The 16908-nt window shown below is 35.4% G+C and carries 20 protein-coding genes; 14 read left to right on the forward strand and 6 right to left on the reverse strand.

The window, feature by feature from the left end; all coding sequences use genetic code 11:
• The first annotated feature begins 314 nt into the window (after positions 1–314).
• The 5 genes from dnaK (at position 315) to NLG42_RS13645 (ending at position 5408) form a co-directional block, all read left to right on the forward strand.
• Positions 315–2198 carry a molecular chaperone DnaK gene (gene dnaK / locus NLG42_RS13625; RefSeq protein ID WP_099719694.1) on the forward strand — a complete coding sequence of 628 codons (1884 nt, stop codon included), beginning with the start codon at positions 315–317 and terminating at the stop codon, positions 2196–2198.
• A gap of 204 nt (positions 2199–2402) precedes the next feature.
• Positions 2403–2957 (forward strand): helix-turn-helix domain-containing protein, encoded by a 555-nt coding sequence (locus NLG42_RS13630; protein ID WP_219071035.1) that lies wholly within the window; start codon positions 2403–2405, stop codon positions 2955–2957.
• Positions 2954–4213, forward strand: coding sequence for a site-specific integrase (locus NLG42_RS13635; protein WP_035688592.1), 1260 nt, complete (start codon positions 2954–2956; stop codon positions 4211–4213). Before NLG42_RS13630 ends, NLG42_RS13635 begins: the two co-directional genes overlap by 4 nt.
• Positions 4210–4959: a hypothetical protein gene (locus tag NLG42_RS13640; RefSeq protein WP_035688594.1), complete on the forward strand. Its 750-nt coding sequence runs from the start codon at positions 4210–4212 to the stop codon at positions 4957–4959. The genes NLG42_RS13635 and NLG42_RS13640 overlap by 4 nt, the downstream gene beginning before the upstream one ends.
• A 107-nt stretch (positions 4960–5066) precedes the next feature.
• Positions 5067–5408 (forward strand): helix-turn-helix domain-containing protein, encoded by a 342-nt coding sequence (locus NLG42_RS13645; protein ID WP_035688596.1) that lies wholly within the window; start codon positions 5067–5069, stop codon positions 5406–5408.
• 346 nt (positions 5409–5754) lie between these two features.
• On the opposite strand, the gene hemA is transcribed toward NLG42_RS13645, so the two are convergent.
• From hemA to NLG42_RS13670, 5 genes are all read right to left on the reverse strand, one after another.
• The gene (gene hemA, locus NLG42_RS13650; RefSeq protein ID WP_116751109.1) at positions 5755–7059 is read right to left on the reverse strand and encodes a glutamyl-tRNA reductase; all 1305 of its coding nucleotides are present in this window, start codon (positions 7057–7059) and stop codon (positions 5755–5757) included.
• Positions 7060–7227: 168 nt separating this feature from the next.
• Complete coding sequence (locus tag NLG42_RS13655) at positions 7228–7824, reverse strand: globin family protein (protein WP_035688600.1); 597 nt, start codon at positions 7822–7824, stop codon at positions 7228–7230.
• 17 nt (positions 7825–7841) lie between these two features.
• Positions 7842–8276 carry a hypothetical protein gene (locus tag NLG42_RS13660; protein ID WP_035688602.1) on the reverse strand — a complete coding sequence of 145 codons (435 nt, stop codon included), beginning with the start codon at positions 8274–8276 and terminating at the stop codon, positions 7842–7844.
• A gap of 133 nt (positions 8277–8409) precedes the next feature.
• Complete coding sequence (locus NLG42_RS13665; RefSeq protein WP_035688604.1) at positions 8410–9249, reverse strand: DUF5777 family beta-barrel protein; 840 nt, start codon at positions 9247–9249, stop codon at positions 8410–8412.
• Positions 9250–9266: 17 nt separating this feature from the next.
• Positions 9267–9665 carry an OB-fold protein gene (locus NLG42_RS13670; protein WP_035688606.1) on the reverse strand — a complete coding sequence of 133 codons (399 nt, stop codon included), beginning with the start codon at positions 9663–9665 and terminating at the stop codon, positions 9267–9269.
• Positions 9666–9831: 166 nt separating this feature from the next.
• On the opposite strand from NLG42_RS13670, the gene NLG42_RS13675 reads away from it, so the two are divergent.
• The 5 genes from NLG42_RS13675 (at position 9832) to hemH (ending at position 13441) form a co-directional block, all read left to right on the forward strand.
• Entirely contained in the window at positions 9832–10200 is a 369-nt protein-coding gene (locus tag NLG42_RS13675; protein WP_035688608.1) for a hypothetical protein, read from the forward strand.
• Between the two features lie 15 nt (positions 10201–10215).
• Entirely contained in the window at positions 10216–10755 is a 540-nt protein-coding gene (locus NLG42_RS13680; RefSeq protein WP_219071036.1) for a YceI family protein, read from the forward strand.
• Between the two features lie 45 nt (positions 10756–10800).
• A complete protein-coding gene (locus tag NLG42_RS13685; RefSeq protein WP_035688612.1) occupies positions 10801–11340 on the forward strand; it encodes a YceI family protein in 540 nt (179 codons plus the stop codon).
• A gap of 95 nt (positions 11341–11435) precedes the next feature.
• Positions 11436–12302: a helix-turn-helix transcriptional regulator gene (locus NLG42_RS13690; RefSeq protein WP_219071071.1), complete on the forward strand. Its 867-nt coding sequence runs from the start codon at positions 11436–11438 to the stop codon at positions 12300–12302.
• Positions 12303–12427: 125 nt separating this feature from the next.
• Positions 12428–13441 (forward strand): ferrochelatase, encoded by a 1014-nt coding sequence (gene hemH / locus NLG42_RS13695; RefSeq protein ID WP_219071037.1) that lies wholly within the window; start codon positions 12428–12430, stop codon positions 13439–13441.
• 282 nt (positions 13442–13723) lie between these two features.
• On the opposite strand, the gene NLG42_RS13700 is transcribed toward hemH, so the two are convergent.
• The gene (locus tag NLG42_RS13700) at positions 13724–14278 is read right to left on the reverse strand and encodes a fasciclin domain-containing protein (protein ID WP_035688618.1); all 555 of its coding nucleotides are present in this window, start codon (positions 14276–14278) and stop codon (positions 13724–13726) included.
• A gap of 408 nt (positions 14279–14686) precedes the next feature.
• Here NLG42_RS13700 and NLG42_RS13705 point away from each other — a divergent pair, with 408 nt between their 5' ends.
• The 4 genes from NLG42_RS13705 (at position 14687) to NLG42_RS13720 (ending at position 16903) form a co-directional block, all read left to right on the forward strand.
• Positions 14687–15364 carry a Crp/Fnr family transcriptional regulator gene (locus NLG42_RS13705; RefSeq protein ID WP_056252210.1) on the forward strand — a complete coding sequence of 226 codons (678 nt, stop codon included), beginning with the start codon at positions 14687–14689 and terminating at the stop codon, positions 15362–15364.
• A 90-nt stretch (positions 15365–15454) separates the two neighbouring features.
• Positions 15455–16051: a peroxiredoxin-like family protein gene (locus NLG42_RS13710; RefSeq protein WP_219071038.1), complete on the forward strand. Its 597-nt coding sequence runs from the start codon at positions 15455–15457 to the stop codon at positions 16049–16051.
• A gap of 5 nt (positions 16052–16056) precedes the next feature.
• Entirely contained in the window at positions 16057–16515 is a 459-nt protein-coding gene (locus NLG42_RS13715; RefSeq protein ID WP_035688623.1) for a YHS domain-containing (seleno)protein, read from the forward strand.
• A 7-nt stretch (positions 16516–16522) separates the two neighbouring features.
• Positions 16523–16903 carry a hypothetical protein gene (locus NLG42_RS13720; RefSeq protein ID WP_035689431.1) on the forward strand — a complete coding sequence of 127 codons (381 nt, stop codon included), beginning with the start codon at positions 16523–16525 and terminating at the stop codon, positions 16901–16903.
• The last annotated feature ends 5 nt before the right edge of the window (positions 16904–16908 follow it).

A 16908-nucleotide genomic window follows, 5' to 3' on the forward strand; every position in this document is an offset into this window, starting at 1 on the left:
TATTATGCTTTTATCGTACACAGGTAAGATTGGTTTGAATGCGATTGTGTTCTGATAAATAATATGTAAATGGAATTGTAATAGGTAGTTAGGTGAAAATTATAGAAGAAAAGTAATGAGAAATGCGACAAATTAATGACATGAATTATTGAGTTATGCCATGTGTGTCAGGTTTAAAAAATGTCATGTTGTCAGCCGATTATTGGTTTGTCAATAGTAAAACTGACAATTTTATTTAGTTTTTTATATTGGCACAAAGATTGACTTATGCCACCTGAGTTATAAAATTAAATCAAAAATTAAATATATAAAAAATGGGTAAAATAATCGGAATTGACTTAGGTACGACGAACTCTTGTGTTTCTGTAATGGAAGGTAACGAAGCAGTTGTTATTCCTAACGCAGAAGGAAAAAGAACAACTCCATCTATCATCGCTTTTGTTGAAGGTGGCGAAATTAAAGTAGGTGATCCTGCAAAAAGACAAGCAGTAACGAATCCTACAAAAACGATTGCTTCTATTAAACGTTTTATGGGACACACTTTTGCTGAAACTCAAGAAGAGGCAAAAAGAGTTCCTTACAGTGTTGTAAAAGGTGACAACAATACTCCACGTGTGGATATTGACGGTCGTTTATACACTGCTCAAGAATTGTCAGCAATGACACTTCAAAAAATGAAAAAAACTGCTGAAGACTATTTAGGTCAAACTGTAACTGAAGCGGTTATTACTGTCCCTGCTTACTTTAACGATGCACAACGTCAAGCTACAAAAGAAGCTGGAGAAATTGCTGGTCTTAAAGTTATGCGTATCATCAATGAGCCAACTGCAGCTGCACTTGCTTACGGATTAGATAAAAAAGGAACAGATCAAAAAATTGCTGTTTACGATTTAGGTGGAGGTACTTTTGATATCTCTGTTCTTGAATTAGGAGATGGTGTATTTGAAGTATTATCTACAAATGGTGATACTCACTTAGGTGGTGATGATTTTGACCAAGTTATTATTGACTGGTTAGCTGACGAATTCAAAACTGAAGAAGGTATTGATTTACGTTTAGATCCAATGTCATTACAACGTTTGAAAGAAGCTGCTGAGAAAGCTAAGATTGAATTATCATCTTCTGCTGAAACAGAAATCAACTTACCTTACGTAACTGCTACGGCTTCTGGACCAAAACACTTAGTGAAAAAATTATCTAGAGCTAAATTTGAGCAATTATCTGATACTTTAGTAAAACGTTCTATGGAGCCAGTTGCTAAAGCATTAAAAGATGCAGGTTTATCTACATCTGATATCGACGAAGTAATCCTTGTTGGAGGTTCTACTCGTATGCCAAGAATTGCTGACGAAGTTGAAAAATTCTTCGGTAAAAAAGCATCTAAAGGTGTTAACCCTGATGAGGTTGTTGCTATTGGAGCTGCTATTCAAGGTGGAGTTTTATCTGGAGATGTAAAAGATGTATTGTTACTTGACGTAACACCTCTTTCTTTAGGTATCGAAACTATGGGTGGTGTATTGACTAAATTAATTGAGTCTAACACAACTATCCCAACTAAAAAATCTCAAGTATTCTCTACTGCTGCTGATTCTCAACCATCTGTTGAAATTCACGTATTACAAGGAGAAAGAGCAATGGCTGCTGATAACAAAACTATCGGTCGTTTCCACTTAGATGGTATCCCGCCAGCACCAAGAGGAGTTCCTCAAATCGAGGTTACTTTTGATATTGATGCTAATGGTATCATCAAAGTTTCTGCAACTGACAAAGGAACTGGAAAATCTCACGATATCCGTATCGAAGCTTCTTCTGGATTAACAGCTGAAGAAATCGAAAAAATGAAAAAAGATGCTGAAGCTAATGCTGATGCTGACAGAATTGCAAAAGAAAGAGCTGAGAAATTGAACGAAGCTGATAGTACTATTTTCCAAACTGAAAGTCAATTGAAAGAATTGGGAGATAAAATTACAGATGAGCACAAAACAGCTATTGAATATGCTTTAACTGAATTGAGAATGGCTCACCAATCTCAAGATCTTGACGCAATCCAAAAAGGATTAGACAATGTTAATGCAGCTTGGAAAACAGCTACAGAAGCAATGTACGCTCAAGGTGATGCAGGACAACAAGCTGCTCCACAACAAGAGCAATCTCAAGGAGACAACGTTGAAGACGTTGAATTCGAAGAAGTCAAATAAGTACTGATTAATATCAGTTAACAATAAGTGCTAAACCGCTGTAAACGTAAAGTTTACAGCGGTTTTTCTTTTTTATGCATTTTTGTTTCTGCTGTTTTTTAATCGTTTTTTATCATATATTTGTACCATATTTGTACCGGCACTTAAAGGGGGACAAAGTGTCCCTTATGTACCCTTATGGTACCTTAATGGGAGACAAAGACTATGAAAAGATCTGATAAACAATGTCTTAATTGTGGGAAAGAATTCCTGCCTAAAACCGTGACTTCTGTTTACTGCTCGCATGTATGCAGTAAAAAAGCATACAAACAGAAGATGAAGCAGCTTAAAAATGAAGCAGAAATCAAAGCGCTGGTAGATAAAATACCCCAGAACAGGGCATTTATTTCTGTCCCTGAAGCTGGCATGCTTTTTGGGATTGCCAAAAAGACACTCTATAGGCTTGTCGAAAAGGGAAAAATTCCTTCAGTTAATCTGGGGACTCGCCTTATAAGAATAGACCGCAGAGTTATGGAAGAGATGTTCGGCCCTGCAAGCATCCTGCAGCAGGCTGAAAGCCCACCGAAGAAAAAATTATACAGCCTTGAAAAAGAAGACTGCTATTCGATTGGTGAAATTGCTCAGAGATTTCAGATATCTGAAGGTTCTGTCTACAGCCATATAAGGAAATATTCAATACCTACCAGGCAGATCGGAAAGCATGTATATGCTCCAAAAAGCGAAATTGATAACTTGTATAACGGAAATGATTTTATATGAAACAATTAGCAAAAACCAAGGTAACTGTGCGTCTTCGAAAAGCAGAAGACCGAGAGGAATGGTATGTCTACATAGAAAGCTATCCTGTTGAGGTTTCCGGAAAGAAAACGCCACAGAGAATCCGTGAATACTTAAACAGAACCGTAAAAACCGTGGAGTGGGATAAGCAGAGAACCGCTCGTACGGATGCGCAGGGCATAAAATCCTATAAGCCCAGACGCAGCGATAACGGAATAATAATCACCAGAAGCGAAACCGACCGCGAGATAATGCTCTATGCCGACGGAGTGCGTAAAATCAGGCAGAAAGAATATGATAATACAGATCTGTACAGTGATGCTGAGAACCTATTGGTTCAGCAGAAAGAAAAAGCAAAAGAGGATTTTATCAAATACATTGCCTCTGTGGCAGCAAAAAGGCATGCCCGAAGCTCAAAATCCATTATGATCAATTGGGAGCGGACCAGAGAGTTTTTAAAAATCTATTCCAAAGGCAGGCTGATGTTTTCCCAGATTGACGGCCGAATGGCGGAAGATTTTAAGCTGTTTCTGCTGGCTGCGCCGCTCGGAGGAGGCAAAAAAGGAATACTTTCCCGTAACACTGCAGCAAGGTATTTTTCCATATTTAAAGCCGCTTTGAAACAGGCTTTTATTGATGGATATCTAACCGTTGATTTATCTTCAAAAGTAAGAGGCATACCTGAGCAGGAATCAAGACGCGAATATCTTACCATTAAAGAATTGAACGGATTGGCCCAAACGCCCTGCGAAAAAGATGTCCTTAAAAGAGCCGCGCTTTTCTCAGCGCTTACCGGCCTGCGGCATTCCGACATTCAGAAGCTCCGCTGGAAAGAGATAAGCATGGAAGACGGCATGGCCAAACTGCATTTTACGCAGAAAAAGACAAGGGGTGTCGAATATATGCCTATTTCTGAGCAGGCTTTAGATCTCTGCGGAGAGCCAAGGCTTCCCGGGCAGCTTGTGTTTGAGGATCTGATGGACCCGTCGTGGATTTCAAGGCCTCTGAAAAAATGGGTTGAATCTGCCGGCATTAAAAAGAACATTACCTTCCACTGCTTCCGTCATACATTTGCAACACTGCAGCTGTCCAGCGGGACAGACATTTATACGGTCAGTAAAATGCTGGGGCATACCAACGTAAAAACTACTCAAATCTACGCTAAAGTAATAGATGAGAAGAAAAACAGAGCTTCGAAGGCAATACAATTGGAATCTTTAAAGAAAAGAGCGCAATGAAAATAAAGTACTTTGAATATATCACAGTTTACCTGTCTGTTTTTTTAGTCTGTGTCTTTGTCGGTGTAATTGGAAGACTGGTGCTGCTGGAAAAAGGCGCCGATGAATATACGGCCGGCGTTTTCTTTTGGATCAGCACTGGATTTGGAGTTTTAATGTTTGCAATTCTAAGTTTATTTCTAAACGATTTGGCTGAGAGATTGGTGAATTGTTTTTTGAAGGCAAAAAAAAATGAATCGCCTGAAAGTCGCATTCCAGTTGAAAACCTTGAAAAAATAGAAGAGGAGCCACAGGATGCTTTAATTAAGCCCGAAATGCCTGAAAATAAAAATGCTGTCATTGATATTCAGCAGTTAAGGGAGCAGCAGCAAAATGCAATTAAAAATCAAAAACAGGCCAGGATTGATACTGCCCTCCGTTATGCGCAGCAGGAGTTTGCGCTGTACGTGTCGGATGATGATCTGGAACAATTGGGCAGCAATATAATCATATATGCTGAAGTCCTAAATTTTGAAAAGATTAAACCGATCAAAGTAAAAGATCTGTCCAATCTGGATCTGTATCATTTTGGCTGGAATATCTGGAATTGCTTTAAAGCCAGCAGACAGGACAGAGCCGCACAATTTTTAAAGCTGACTTTTGCCGATGCTTTAAAAGATGTTGAAGAGAAAAGCATTAAAACGCATCTCAAAGATGATGAACATAAAGGTCTTATAAAGATAATAGATGATTTTACAGATTTTTAAATGCCAATAGGTATAAAGCACTGTGTTTTTCAAGTGTTTTTGCTGTGAAGAAGGACACAGCAGAAACACTTTTTTCATTTGCATCATAACTGTTAAAAACGATAGCTATGGATACAAATGAAATCTCTTTTGAAAACCTGCCCAAAGCAGTAGCACACTTAGTGAAAGAAATTGCCGAGATTAAACTTCTGATTCAGAATGTACAGGTGTATGAATCGAAAGAAAAAAGTATTCCTATTGGTATTGAACAAGCAAGCCGGCTAATAGGCAAAGCAAAGCCTACAATTTACGCTCTTGTAAGGCAGAGAAAAATTCCGTGCTATAAATATGGTAAAAAGCTGTATTTTTTTGAAGAAGAACTTTTAGAATGGATTTCTAAAGGGAAAAAGAAAACAATACAGGAAATTGAATCAGAAGTATTGAAGTATAATGATAATCAAAAAAAATAGGGGGAATAACAGACCGCAAAAATACTTATGTCACTCTGGTAGATCATCAAAAAGCATTTAATACAAAGCGATATGTTATCTGTAAATGAATTTGAACAAAAAAATCCTGAAAAATCTAAATTTTTCAGGATTTTACTTTTTATAGTGATCTCTACTGTACAAATTTCTATAAATTTTTGCGGAAGATTTGAAAAGATTGGCTATTACTAATTTGGTTTGGATGTCCTGTTGGGATTGAACTTTTATACATCAATAGTTATTTACAGCAAGTTTCAGGATCAAATTTGCTAACTTATTTGGGTATTTCTAATACAGATAGAAAATTGTTTGCAAAACCTAATAACGTCTATGAAAGATTGATCTTATATGTTTTTTCAATTTGAGAAGAAGCGTGTTTTGGTGCGAGCTGTCCAATTTGAAATACTTTTTCAATAAAGTCAATACTTTCATCCACGCAAGTATTTTCATTTTTCAAGTGGCTTGCAAAGTGGTTTGTTATTTTTTGAATGATCCTGGCGCTGATTAAATCAACCTGAGCGACATCAAAATTGCTTGTTTTCTTTCTCTGAATAGCCAATTCGCTTGCCGCAATATCATTTAGTTTAGCTTTTAACGCATGGATAGTTGGCGCATATTTTCGAGTATTCATCCATGTATTGAATTCTAATTTCATATCCTCAATAATAGCTTCTGCAGCAGGAATATGTTGTTTTCTTCTCTCAAGCGTATCATCTGTAACCTGAGACAAATAATCGAGATGTATTAAAGTTATTCCTGGAATTTGCGCTACATCTGGATTTACATTTCGTGGAATGGATAAGTCCAAAATCAGTAATGGTTTCTTTCTGTTAAGTAGTGCTTTGTCTATAGTTGGATTTTGTGCACCTGTTGCAACTATGAGCACATCTGTCTGTTTTATTTCTTCTTGTAAGTTTAGAAAATCCTTTACAATAACGTTTAGTTTACCAGCTAATTCGATGGCCTTGTTCTTTGTTCTGTTTATAAGGGTGATATGGGTATTCTTTGTATGTTTTACTAAATTTTCACACGTATTTCTGCCAATTTTCCCTGTTCCGAATAGTAAGATATTTTTATTTCTAATATCTTCTACATTTCTGATAATATATTGAACAGCTGCAAATGAAGCAGATGTGGCACCGGATGAAATTTCAGTATCTGTTTTGACTTTTTTGCTAGCCTGTATAACCGCGTTTATTAAACGATCCAGGAATGTATTGATTAAGTCCTCGCGTTTGCTATTATTAAAAGCGATTTTAATTTGACTAATGATTTCAAAATCACCTAAAATCTGGCTATCCAACCCTGTTCCAACTCGAAACATATGGTTCACAGCTTCCTGATTCTTGTATATATAAGCAACTTGCTGAAATTCTTCTACGGAGCCCTTGCTGTTCTCACAAAGTAATTTGATTAATTCATATGGATGATTGGCAAAACCATATATTTCGGTTCTATTACAAGTAGAAGTGACAATTAATGATTCGATCCCTTCTGCCTTTGCCTGCAGCAAAAGATCAGATTGTGCTTTAGTATCCAAACTAAACTTCCCTCTAATTGCTGCATCTGCTTTTTTATAACTTAAGCCTAAAGCATAAAAGGTGGTATTTTTGGACATGTTATATTTTTCCATATTATGCTCTTTTTAAAGTTCAAAAAAATATTAGTAGGTTATTGTAAAACACGATGAAACTTCCTTTAATGCTAAAGAATAATGGATTCACACATAATTGCATTATAAGTTGCCGGCAGGATTTAAATATAAAACGCTACCTGAAAAACAGGTAGCGTTTAAGAGAAATTATTTTTGAACTATTGGAGTTCTAAGTGATTCTAAGACCGCAACAATATCTGTATAAAGCTCTGTATTTGAAGCTACACCATTTGCATTTGCAGCTGCTCCTACATATCCTTCAAATTTTGTATAATCCGCAGTACTTGATTTTGTCCCCATGCGAGGATTTTTCGCAGGATCGTGCGCAGCTACCATATTCAAACCAGAATAGGTATTTACGGCATTTGTACCACCAGTGTTAAACGAAAAGAAATCAGTCAGATTGTCCGATAGTTTAGCAATATTTGTAGACTGGGTAGTTCCTGTTTCGGCTAATACCGGGGCAAAATGCGCTTGTAGATTCCCCGCTGCATTCGACTGAACGTCGGCAACAATTAATCCTATAGTTGAATTTACCACCTTGCGGAAACTCAAACGCCCCTGCTCGATCATTTGGCCAGCGTTATCTGGATCTGAAACCATTTTAGTTCCGCCTAATCTTTCGTAAATAGATGCCTTTACAGGAGGAGTTACCGGGGCGTCATCATCATTACTACTGCACGAAGCCAGGGTTGCAGAAGCTGCGAGTAATACACTAAGTGTAATTTTGGAATAAATTTTCATAATAAAAATATTAAAGGTTAATTAAAAAAACGGTTTAGTTTTTGAGACAATCTGTAGCTCAAACTATTTTGATTCACTGGACAAACTTCTTTGCCAGCCAAATTTTCCGGTAAAATATAACGCTGAGCATCATAATGTCCTATGGCTATCAACTGGTCAAATACTTTTTTAGAATTCGTGATCTTGTTGTTATGGAAGTAAACAACCACATTTCTTTTTACGATTATAGAATCAGAGGTTAATCCTTTGATAGATCTCAAATCTGAACATATTTGTTTGGCTTGTACCGAATCTATGTTTGTTTTAAAATCAATTCGGCTTACCTGCAGATTTGGGCTTTCATAAACAGCAGGCTTAGCGGTAATAATGTGGAATAGAAAAATGGCAAAAAATAGTACCAAAATGATCAATCCCGTCCAAAGGCCTTTTTTAATAAATTTGTTAATTTTCATAAAGCTGATTTTTAAAATGATTTTAGGTTTTCTAGATCATATACGAACCCTTTTTTGGCTTGGTTTTATTTAAATTGATAAAATAGTAGTTTAGATTTATTGTAAATAACAACACACTGAATTACAGGGTTTTTTAGAAAACTCTTGCCAAATTAAACCCAAAGAAAATATCTCCCTTAGTCCAGTCTCCCGTAGTTCTTCCAAGATATCCGGCTTCATCAATGGCTTGAGAACTGGTAAAATGCATTTGAAAAACGTGTCCGCCGGTTTCCAGGTCAAAACCAATGGATAATGGATTTTTATAAATAGAATTTGACGCCCTGTTTAAGTGTGCCGCATAATCCATATTCAATGACCAGCGTTTTGCAAACTTATATCTACCGCCAAAGCCAATGGCATATTGTGAATTGCTCTGTTCGGGGTCGAGCACAAAATTTTCATGGAAAAATGATGGAACTATTTCTAAAGATAATTTTTCAGATAATTTTCTGGAAATTAAAAGCTGGGCTACATAGGTGAGCCTATTTTTAAATTCAAGTTTAGGATATAGACTTTCCTTTAGCGTGTTGTTGATAGACAAACTATTAAACCCTGCAATAGTCACCGGAAATCCGTCTTTTATTTGCGGCAATAACATATATTTTGTTGCAAAGTCATAAGCAAATTCACTTCTGGCGGCACTTATATTAATCCCCGGGGTCAATCCGTATATGAATTTTATTTGTGTGTTGGCGTTATCCAGTCCATAGAATCCCTCAAAGCCGTCTTTTATAGAACCAAACCGGTGTGCTACAACAAAATACAAATCTCCTTTTGCCGCGAGTTTGGTCGATTCGAGATTGACAATCTTCAGGGCTTTAAATGCAGATGTCACCTTTTCTTTTGTGATTGGCGCATCAACTCCGGATAATAGGTCGTCTTGCGAATAGGTTAGTAATGGAAATAAAAACAATAATAGAATGAGCTTTTTCATGTGGTTAATTTTAATTGTTATTTGTTTTGGTGTACAAGGGAGGATTGATCTATTTTAAATTCTTGTAAGAGCTCATCATATCCTAAAAATCGTCCTTTAATTTTTAGCATTCTGCCAATTGCAATGTCTTTGGGCAAACTGTCTTTGAAGGTTGCAAATATCTTTTCGCTAATAACGATTCCCTTACTGGCGGGTTCAACAGCTGTTACAATTGCAGTTACTTCAATTGTTTTGTCCTGGTATTTGGCAGTAGCAAGGCTGTCATTGAAAGTAAATTCTTTTTCGAGTCCTTTAACCGTTACAGTATAATCTGCAGTTTCTGATTCGATATTCCTATGACCTTTGTAACTGTAGAGGTAAATTGAGATCCCAGTTATCAGGAAGAGGGGAATAATAATAAGTATTTTTTTTCTCATGGCTGGTTTTTAGTATTTGGATTATCTACGTTAAAAAATACCTATTGGATTTAAATGATCAAATATGACTGCTGCTAAATCTGTATCATCCATTTCACCGTATATGATTTGAAAATGCTTTAAATATTAAAATCATTTAGCCTTTCTAAAACTAAAAACCAATCCCATGAATTTAAAAACTCGTTTGCTTATTCCATCATTTGCTTTACTACTGGTAAGTTGTACAGATGATAATCCCAGTACTTTAATTGACACTCCACCAATTACCGGCGTTGCCACATACAATCAGAATGTGAAATCCATCATTGATAATAATTGTGTTGTCTGCCATGCAGCTGTTCCCAAAAATGGGGCACCTATGTCCCTGGTTACTTATGATCAGGTTAAAAATGCGGTCTTAAATCGCGGGCTGCTCAACCGGATTTCTTTAGAAAATGGAAATAGTTCATTAATGCCACAGGGAGGGCCAAGATTGCCTCAAACCACAATTGATGTTATTAAAAAATGGGAACAAGATGGATTATTAGAGCAATAATCCATAGTAAAAAACATGAAAAAAATCATAATAATGCCAATGATATTGGCCTCGTTCCTTGTTTTTTCGCAGGAAAAAATCTTAACTAAATCATCAACAATCACTTTTGAAGCTTCGGTCCCGTCTTTTCAGCCGGTTTTAGGAACCAATACCAATGTCACTTTTGTTTTAAATCCGGCAACAGGTGAAATTGCATCCTTAGCCCTTATAAAAGGATTTCAGTTTGAAATGCCTTTGATGGAAGAACATTTCAATGAAAATTACATGGAGACCGATAAATATCCGAAAGCTATTTTTAGGGGAAAAATAGAAAAATTTGATGCCAATAATTTAACTGAAGATTATAAAGATTACCTAATAAAAGGAAACTTAGAACTTCATGGGAAATCAAGAGATATAAATGCGAGCGCAAAGATCACCAGGACAGGTTCCAGAATTACCATCATTTCAGATTTTGCTGTTAATGCCAGTGATTTTGGCATTCCAATTCCATCGCTTATCAAGTATAAACTTGATGATAGAGTAAAGGTTCAAATTATTGCTGTTTTAAAATAAGCAAAAAATTGATTTTTAAACTAACATAATAATATAAAGAAAACCATGAAAAAAATTATACTCGTTTCCATGCTTTATGCTTGCGCTATTGGTCTGGCGCAAGAAAAAATGATCAGTAAAACAGGTAAAATAACTTTTGAAGCATCTGTTGCTTCTTTTGAAGAGGTTAAAGCTACAAATAACAATGTAACCTTTGTATTGAATACTACAACAGGAGAAATTGCAAGTTTAGCATTGATGAAAGGATTTCAATTTAAAGTTGCGTTAATGGAAGAGCATTTCAATGAAAATTATATGGAGAGCGATCAATACCCTAAAGCTATATTTAAAGGGAAAATAGAAGATTTTGATTTAAACAGTCTTACCAATTCTGCTAAAGATTTTACTATAAAAGGGAAGTTAGAGCTTCATGGAAAATCAAAGGATATAATAACCAAAGCAAGGATAATGATGTCCGGATCTGGAATTAGTATTGTATCTAATTTTGCCGTAAATGCCAGTGATTTTAACATCGTCATACCAACTCTCGTGAAAAGCAAAGTTTCTAATAAAATTAATATTCTAGTTGTTGCAGTTTTGAAATGACAGATCAAAAAAGTAAGATTTATAACTTTAAGAGAAGTATACTAAACCATTAAAAAGATTTAATTTTGAAAAACCAATTATTCGCTATTTCAAAAATGGAGGAAGAAATAAAAGTTGAAAACGACTTTGCACTTATCCGTTTTCAGAATGACGGTCCAGAACCTTTTTTTACACACCGTCAACTAACCACTGATTTCATACAGTTTCATTTCGTACTTAAAGGTAACGCCAAACTTTCATTTAATAATGGTAATTATGATTTAGCACTACAAGAAGAAAAATCCTTTCTTTTATACAATCCACAAAAGGAGCTACCATTTCATTTAGAGCTTTCACCAAATTCGTGGATGATTTCTGTTATTATTTCAATTAGGAAATTTCATGCATTGTTTTCTGTTGAAGCAGATTATATTACTTTTTTAAGTCCTGATAACAAGTATAAAAATTATTATAATGAAGGTTGTATAAGTCCTTCAATGGCAGTTGTTTTAAGCCAGTTGTTCCATTATAACCTTCATCCATCCATAAAAAATCTTTATTGTAAAGGTAAAGGATACGAATTACTTAGTTTATCTTTTAACAGGAGCGAAGATCCAAATGCGCATCATTGTCCGTTTTTAATTGATGAAGGTAATGTATTGAAAATAAAAAAAGCCAAAGAAATTATCATCGCCAATATGGCTGAACCGCCTGGTTTACAAGAATTAGCCGATGAAATTGGTCTGAATCTGAAGAAACTGAAAATGGGTTTCAAACAAATTTATGGCTATACGGTTTACGGTTTTCTTTTTGACTATAAAATGGATTTCGCCAGAAAATTGCTTGACAGCGGTTCTTACAATGTAAACGAAGTGGGGTTGAAAATAGGTTACAGTACAGGAAGCCATTTCATTGCAGGATTCAAGAAAAAGTTTGCAACAACTCCAAAAAAATATCTGATGTCGATTAATACGAATGTTTAAGTTTTGTTGGCTATGAGCCTGGTGATAATGAACGGGCGAAGCAATCCACGAATTTTAATCTACTCAATCTGCAAAATCTGCGCGACAATTTTAACATCTATTCTATAGAACAAAGCAAAAAGTAAATGAAAGGCGTATTATTAGTAAACTTAGGATCTCCGGAAAGTCCAACTACAAAAGATGTAAAACCATATTTAGACGAGTTTTTAATGGACAAACACGTGATCGATGTTCCGTATTTGTTGCGAGCTTTTTTAGTTCGTGGCATTATCCTGAGAAAAAGACCGGAAGAATCTGCACATGCTTATACTAAAATTTGGTGGGAAGAAGGTTCTCCGTTAGTGGTGCTATCTGAAAGAATGCAGAAAAAAGTAGAGTCTTTAGTAAATGTTCCGGTTTCGTTAGCAATGCGCTATGGAAGCATGACAATTGAAAAAGGGCTACAGGAATTACATGATACAGGAGTCACAGAAGTATTACTTTTTCCTTTATATCCGCAATATGCAATGGCTTCAACATTGACAATTTTGGTTAAAGCGGAAGAAATTCGTAAAAAGAAATTTCCACAAATGACTTTTACCGATGTTCCTGCGTTTTATAACAAACCGGATTACATCAAGAATCTGGCTGATTCTATCCAGAAACATCTAGTTGGATTCCACTACGATCATCTGTTATTCTCGTATCACGGAATTCCGGAGCGTCACATTCGCAAAACCGATGTAACCAAATCACATTGTAAAATTGACGGCTCTTGCTGTAACACACCTTCGCCGGCACACGATTTCTGCTATCGTCATCAATGTTATGAAACAACAAGACAAGTCGTAAAATTATTAGGGCTTCCAGCTGATAAATACAGTTTAACTTTTCAATCGCGTTTAGCGGGAGACAAATGGTTAGAACCTTATACCGATGTTGAAGTTGATAAAATGCCAGCAAAAGGGATCAAGAAATTGGCAGTGGTAACTCCGGCTTTCGTTTCAGATTGTTTAGAAACGCTGGAAGAAATCGCAATGCGAGCCAAAGAAGATTTTGAAGTAAAAGGAGGAGAGAATTTCTTAGCGATTCCGTGTTTGAATGATGATGATGAATGGTGTAAGACCGTGAGTAATTGGATTAATGATTGGGCTAGATAAATCTAAATTAAGAGCATAGAATATTACATTTACTATTAATAGTTAGATTATTTAATCTTTTGGTTAATCCCAAACTTTCGCACCTGATCCGATAGTCGTTGCAGGTTATGTTTCTGTATCAAAAAAGACATCAGCTCCCTATATTTAAAGTATTGAGCTGGCAATAAAATGTTAAGCAGTATCTCATATATAATCTGCTATTACTATTGTTCAGGATAGTAATTACAGAAAAAGCCCTGAAATTTCAGGGCTTTTCTGTAATTGTATTTTATTCACGGAAAATTACATTTTCGGAAGCAGTACTGTATCCACTACATGTATAACACCATTGGATTGATTTACATCTGAAATAGTAACTTTAGCCTTATTGCCGCTCTCGTCGCTGATGTACAAATCTTTTCCATCCATCCAGGCAGTTAAAGTTCCGCCGCTCACTGTTTTTAAAGTGGCTTTTCCTTTACCGGCTTTTATTGCTTTTGCAATATCAGAACTATTCATTTTACCGGATACTACATGATAGGTCAATATAGTTTGCAATGTTTTAATATTCTCAGGTTTCAATAATGTTTCAACAGTTCCGGCCGGTAATTTACTAAAAGCTTCATTTGTCGGTGCAAAAACAGTAAATGGACCTTTACCTTGCAGGGTTTCAACTAATCCTGCTGCTTTTACTGCTGCTACCAATGTGGTATGATCCTTTGAGTTTACCGCATTTTCTATAATATTTTTATTAGGATACATAGCCGCTCCACCAACCATTACTGTTTTTTGTGCAAATGATGTAAATCCAAATCCTAATGCCAGGATTGCTGCTGCTAAAAATTTTCCAGTTTTCATAATTACTTTTTTTAAGTTATAAAGTCATTTACGCTTTAATATTCTTTTTGGTTTTAAAATAAGCCAAGAAATAAACTAAAATAAAACCGGACTAACTAAAAGGTATTATGGATGAGTATTTTAAGGGAATATTTTTTGATAACTTACTATGGTCAAAATAATTTCGCTGTTATCTTCACAATGAAAGCAGCCTGAAAAGATGAAAAGGAGAGGCGAAAATTTCTTTTTCTTTAGTTGTGATATGTTTAGATCAGAAAAGCAGTTTAGATACTATACTTTTAATGTAACTTTATTAATCGTAAATTATGCATCAGGCTACTATATACTTATAGGGCTTGAATATGCGATTTAAACATGGAAGCGAATTATTTTTCAAATTGTTTACATTTACCAAATAATGTATCTCTTATGTACGAAGAATTAAAATATTGGTATTTGCGTGATCATAAATTGTTTAGGACTTTGAGTTTTTCTCAAATCAAGCAACTTTGCATAATCACAGGTTTTAAAAAAGCCTCAAAAGGGGAAATTATTTATTTTTCATCTTCAGATGTGCCCCGGATTTTTTTACTTAAAAAGGGGAATATCAAGATTGTTGCCCTGGATAATAATGGCAACGAAACTATAAAGGACATTATCCAGAAAGGAGATTTGTTTGGTGAACTGACTTTGGAAACAGATAATAAAAACGAAGAATATGCAAAAGTCCTTTCAGACGATGTTGCCATCTGCAGTTTTTTAATGTCTGATTTTGAAGATTTATTGCTTCGTAATCCGACTTTAGCACTTTCATACACCAAGTTTGTAGGACTGAAAATGAAACGCATTAAAAACAATTATGCCAATCTAATTTCTAAGGATGCCAAAACCAGATTGTATCAATTCCTGAAAGACTGGGCAGAACAGGAAGGCGTTAGAGAAGGAAATTCAGTAGCCATTGAAAATTATCTAACCCAAAATGATATTGCCCAGATTATCTGTACCTCCAGACAAACCGCTACACAATTGCTCAATGAGATGGAAACCAATCAGCTTTTAAACTACAACAGAAAAGAAATTATCATTCGAGATATTACCAAATTATAATTATTTTGGGCTAAGTGTAAATTAGCCGACATTTTGCTTTTTTATAGTATGATAATTTTACATTATTAAAAAGATGTAAAAACATACACTATGAAAAAATTAATTTTTATTTTTTTAGCGACCCTTACTTGGGCTGCTAACGCGCAGAACATGATTGCTAAATCTGCCACTGATATCGCTCCTTTGCTAATAGGAGAGAAGATTCCAAACCTTACTTTAAAATCATCGGATAATACAGATGTACAAATTTCAGACCTGCTAAAAAAGAAAAAGACAGTTCTTGTTTTTTATCGTGGAGGCTGGTGCCCGTATTGCAATATGCATTTGCAGGCATTGGCTGAAGCCGAAAAGCAAGTTCTGGATTTGGGATATCAAATTATTGCGGTAAGTCCTGATTCTGCTGAAAATTTAAAAATGACAGCAGAAAAAGATAAAGTAAAATATACCTTACTTTCTGACTCAAAAGGAGAATTAATAAAAGCCATGGGAATTGCTTTTGAGGCTCCTGAAAACTATAAAAGTGTAATTAACGTAAATTCTAAAGGAATGAATACTAGTTTTTTACCTGTTCCGTCCGTTTTTGTTGTGAATCCCCAGAGTGATATCCTTTTTGAATATGTCTCTCCTGATTTTAAGCATCGTATCACGACCGAATTACTTGTTTCAGTATTAAAAAATTTAAAATAAAAAAAATGAAAAAGTTAGTATTACTTGTATTGATTTTGGTTTTTGGAGTTTCTTCTGCTCAAAATGATGCCAAAAGAGCTAGCCAGTATAATTTAGAAAACAAAACTGCCATTCAGGGTTATGATCCGGTAGGATATTTTAGTCAGGGAAAAGCAGTTAAAGGGAAAAAAGGGATCTCAGCTTCTTACCAGGGCGTGATTTATAATTTTTCGTCAGGTGAAAATAAAAATGCTTTTCTGAAAAATCCATCAAAATACGAACCTCAATACGGTGGCTGGTGTGCTTATGCGATGGGAAGCGCTGGCGAAAAAGTCGAAATAAACCCCGAAACGTTTAAAATTACTGATGGCAAACTTTTTCTGTTTTACAATGCCTTTTTCAACAACACCTTAAAAAGCTGGAATAAAGACGAGGTAAATTTAAAAACACAGGCAGATGACAACTGGAAAAAAATCTATAAATAACACGGTCATGAAAAGGGAAATTTTAATATGGATTCTCAGAATTGCCGCCTCGGTAATTTTATTGCAGACCTTATATTTCAAGTTCAGCGGAGCAGAAGAAAGCATCTATATTTTCACTGCCCTAGGAGTAGAACCTTACGGAAGAATTGGTTCAGCAATAGCCGAATTGATAGTGGTAATTTTAATCCTCATTCCAAAAACCACCTGGATTGGTGCTTTGAGTGGAATTGGGGTAATGACCGGAGCTATTTTATCACATGTATTTGTTTTGGGACTCGTGGTAAAAGATGACGGCGGATTACTTTTTAGTCTGGCTATTATTACCTTATTATGCTGCCTGGGTTTGCTTTATTTCAACAAAAACAAATTGTCTAATCTTCTAAATTAAAAGAT

Source organism: Flavobacterium plurextorum (genome assembly GCF_024638035.1).
GTDB classification, from domain to species: domain Bacteria; phylum Bacteroidota; class Bacteroidia; order Flavobacteriales; family Flavobacteriaceae; genus Flavobacterium; species Flavobacterium plurextorum.

Coding starts and splice junctions, on each gene's coding strand:
- dnaK (WP_099719694.1), top strand. CDS start 315: ATGGGTAAAATAATCGGAATTGACTTAGGTACGACGAACTCTTGTGTT.
- NLG42_RS13630 (WP_219071035.1), top strand. CDS start 2,403: ATGAAAAGATCTGATAAACAATGTCTTAATTGTGGGAAAGAATTCCTG.
- NLG42_RS13635 (WP_035688592.1), top strand. CDS start 2,954: ATGAAACAATTAGCAAAAACCAAGGTAACTGTGCGTCTTCGAAAAGCA.
- NLG42_RS13640 (WP_035688594.1), top strand. CDS start 4,210: ATGAAAATAAAGTACTTTGAATATATCACAGTTTACCTGTCTGTTTTT.
- NLG42_RS13645 (WP_035688596.1), top strand. CDS start 5,067: ATGGATACAAATGAAATCTCTTTTGAAAACCTGCCCAAAGCAGTAGCA.
- hemA (WP_116751109.1), bottom strand. CDS start 7,059: ATGGAAAAATATAACATGTCCAAAAATACCACCTTTTATGCTTTAGGC.
- NLG42_RS13655 (WP_035688600.1), bottom strand. CDS start 7,824: ATGAAAATTTATTCCAAAATTACACTTAGTGTATTACTCGCAGCTTCT.
- NLG42_RS13660 (WP_035688602.1), bottom strand. CDS start 8,276: ATGAAAATTAACAAATTTATTAAAAAAGGCCTTTGGACGGGATTGATC.
- NLG42_RS13665 (WP_035688604.1), bottom strand. CDS start 9,249: ATGAAAAAGCTCATTCTATTATTGTTTTTATTTCCATTACTAACCTAT.
- NLG42_RS13670 (WP_035688606.1), bottom strand. CDS start 9,665: ATGAGAAAAAAAATACTTATTATTATTCCCCTCTTCCTGATAACTGGG.
- NLG42_RS13675 (WP_035688608.1), top strand. CDS start 9,832: ATGAATTTAAAAACTCGTTTGCTTATTCCATCATTTGCTTTACTACTG.
- NLG42_RS13680 (WP_219071036.1), top strand. CDS start 10,216: ATGAAAAAAATCATAATAATGCCAATGATATTGGCCTCGTTCCTTGTT.
- NLG42_RS13685 (WP_035688612.1), top strand. CDS start 10,801: ATGAAAAAAATTATACTCGTTTCCATGCTTTATGCTTGCGCTATTGGT.
- NLG42_RS13690 (WP_219071071.1), top strand. CDS start 11,436: ATGGAGGAAGAAATAAAAGTTGAAAACGACTTTGCACTTATCCGTTTT.
- hemH (WP_219071037.1), top strand. CDS start 12,428: ATGAAAGGCGTATTATTAGTAAACTTAGGATCTCCGGAAAGTCCAACT.
- NLG42_RS13700 (WP_035688618.1), bottom strand. CDS start 14,278: ATGAAAACTGGAAAATTTTTAGCAGCAGCAATCCTGGCATTAGGATTT.
- NLG42_RS13705 (WP_056252210.1), top strand. CDS start 14,687: ATGTACGAAGAATTAAAATATTGGTATTTGCGTGATCATAAATTGTTT.
- NLG42_RS13710 (WP_219071038.1), top strand. CDS start 15,455: ATGAAAAAATTAATTTTTATTTTTTTAGCGACCCTTACTTGGGCTGCT.
- NLG42_RS13715 (WP_035688623.1), top strand. CDS start 16,057: ATGAAAAAGTTAGTATTACTTGTATTGATTTTGGTTTTTGGAGTTTCT.
- NLG42_RS13720 (WP_035689431.1), top strand. CDS start 16,523: ATGAAAAGGGAAATTTTAATATGGATTCTCAGAATTGCCGCCTCGGTA.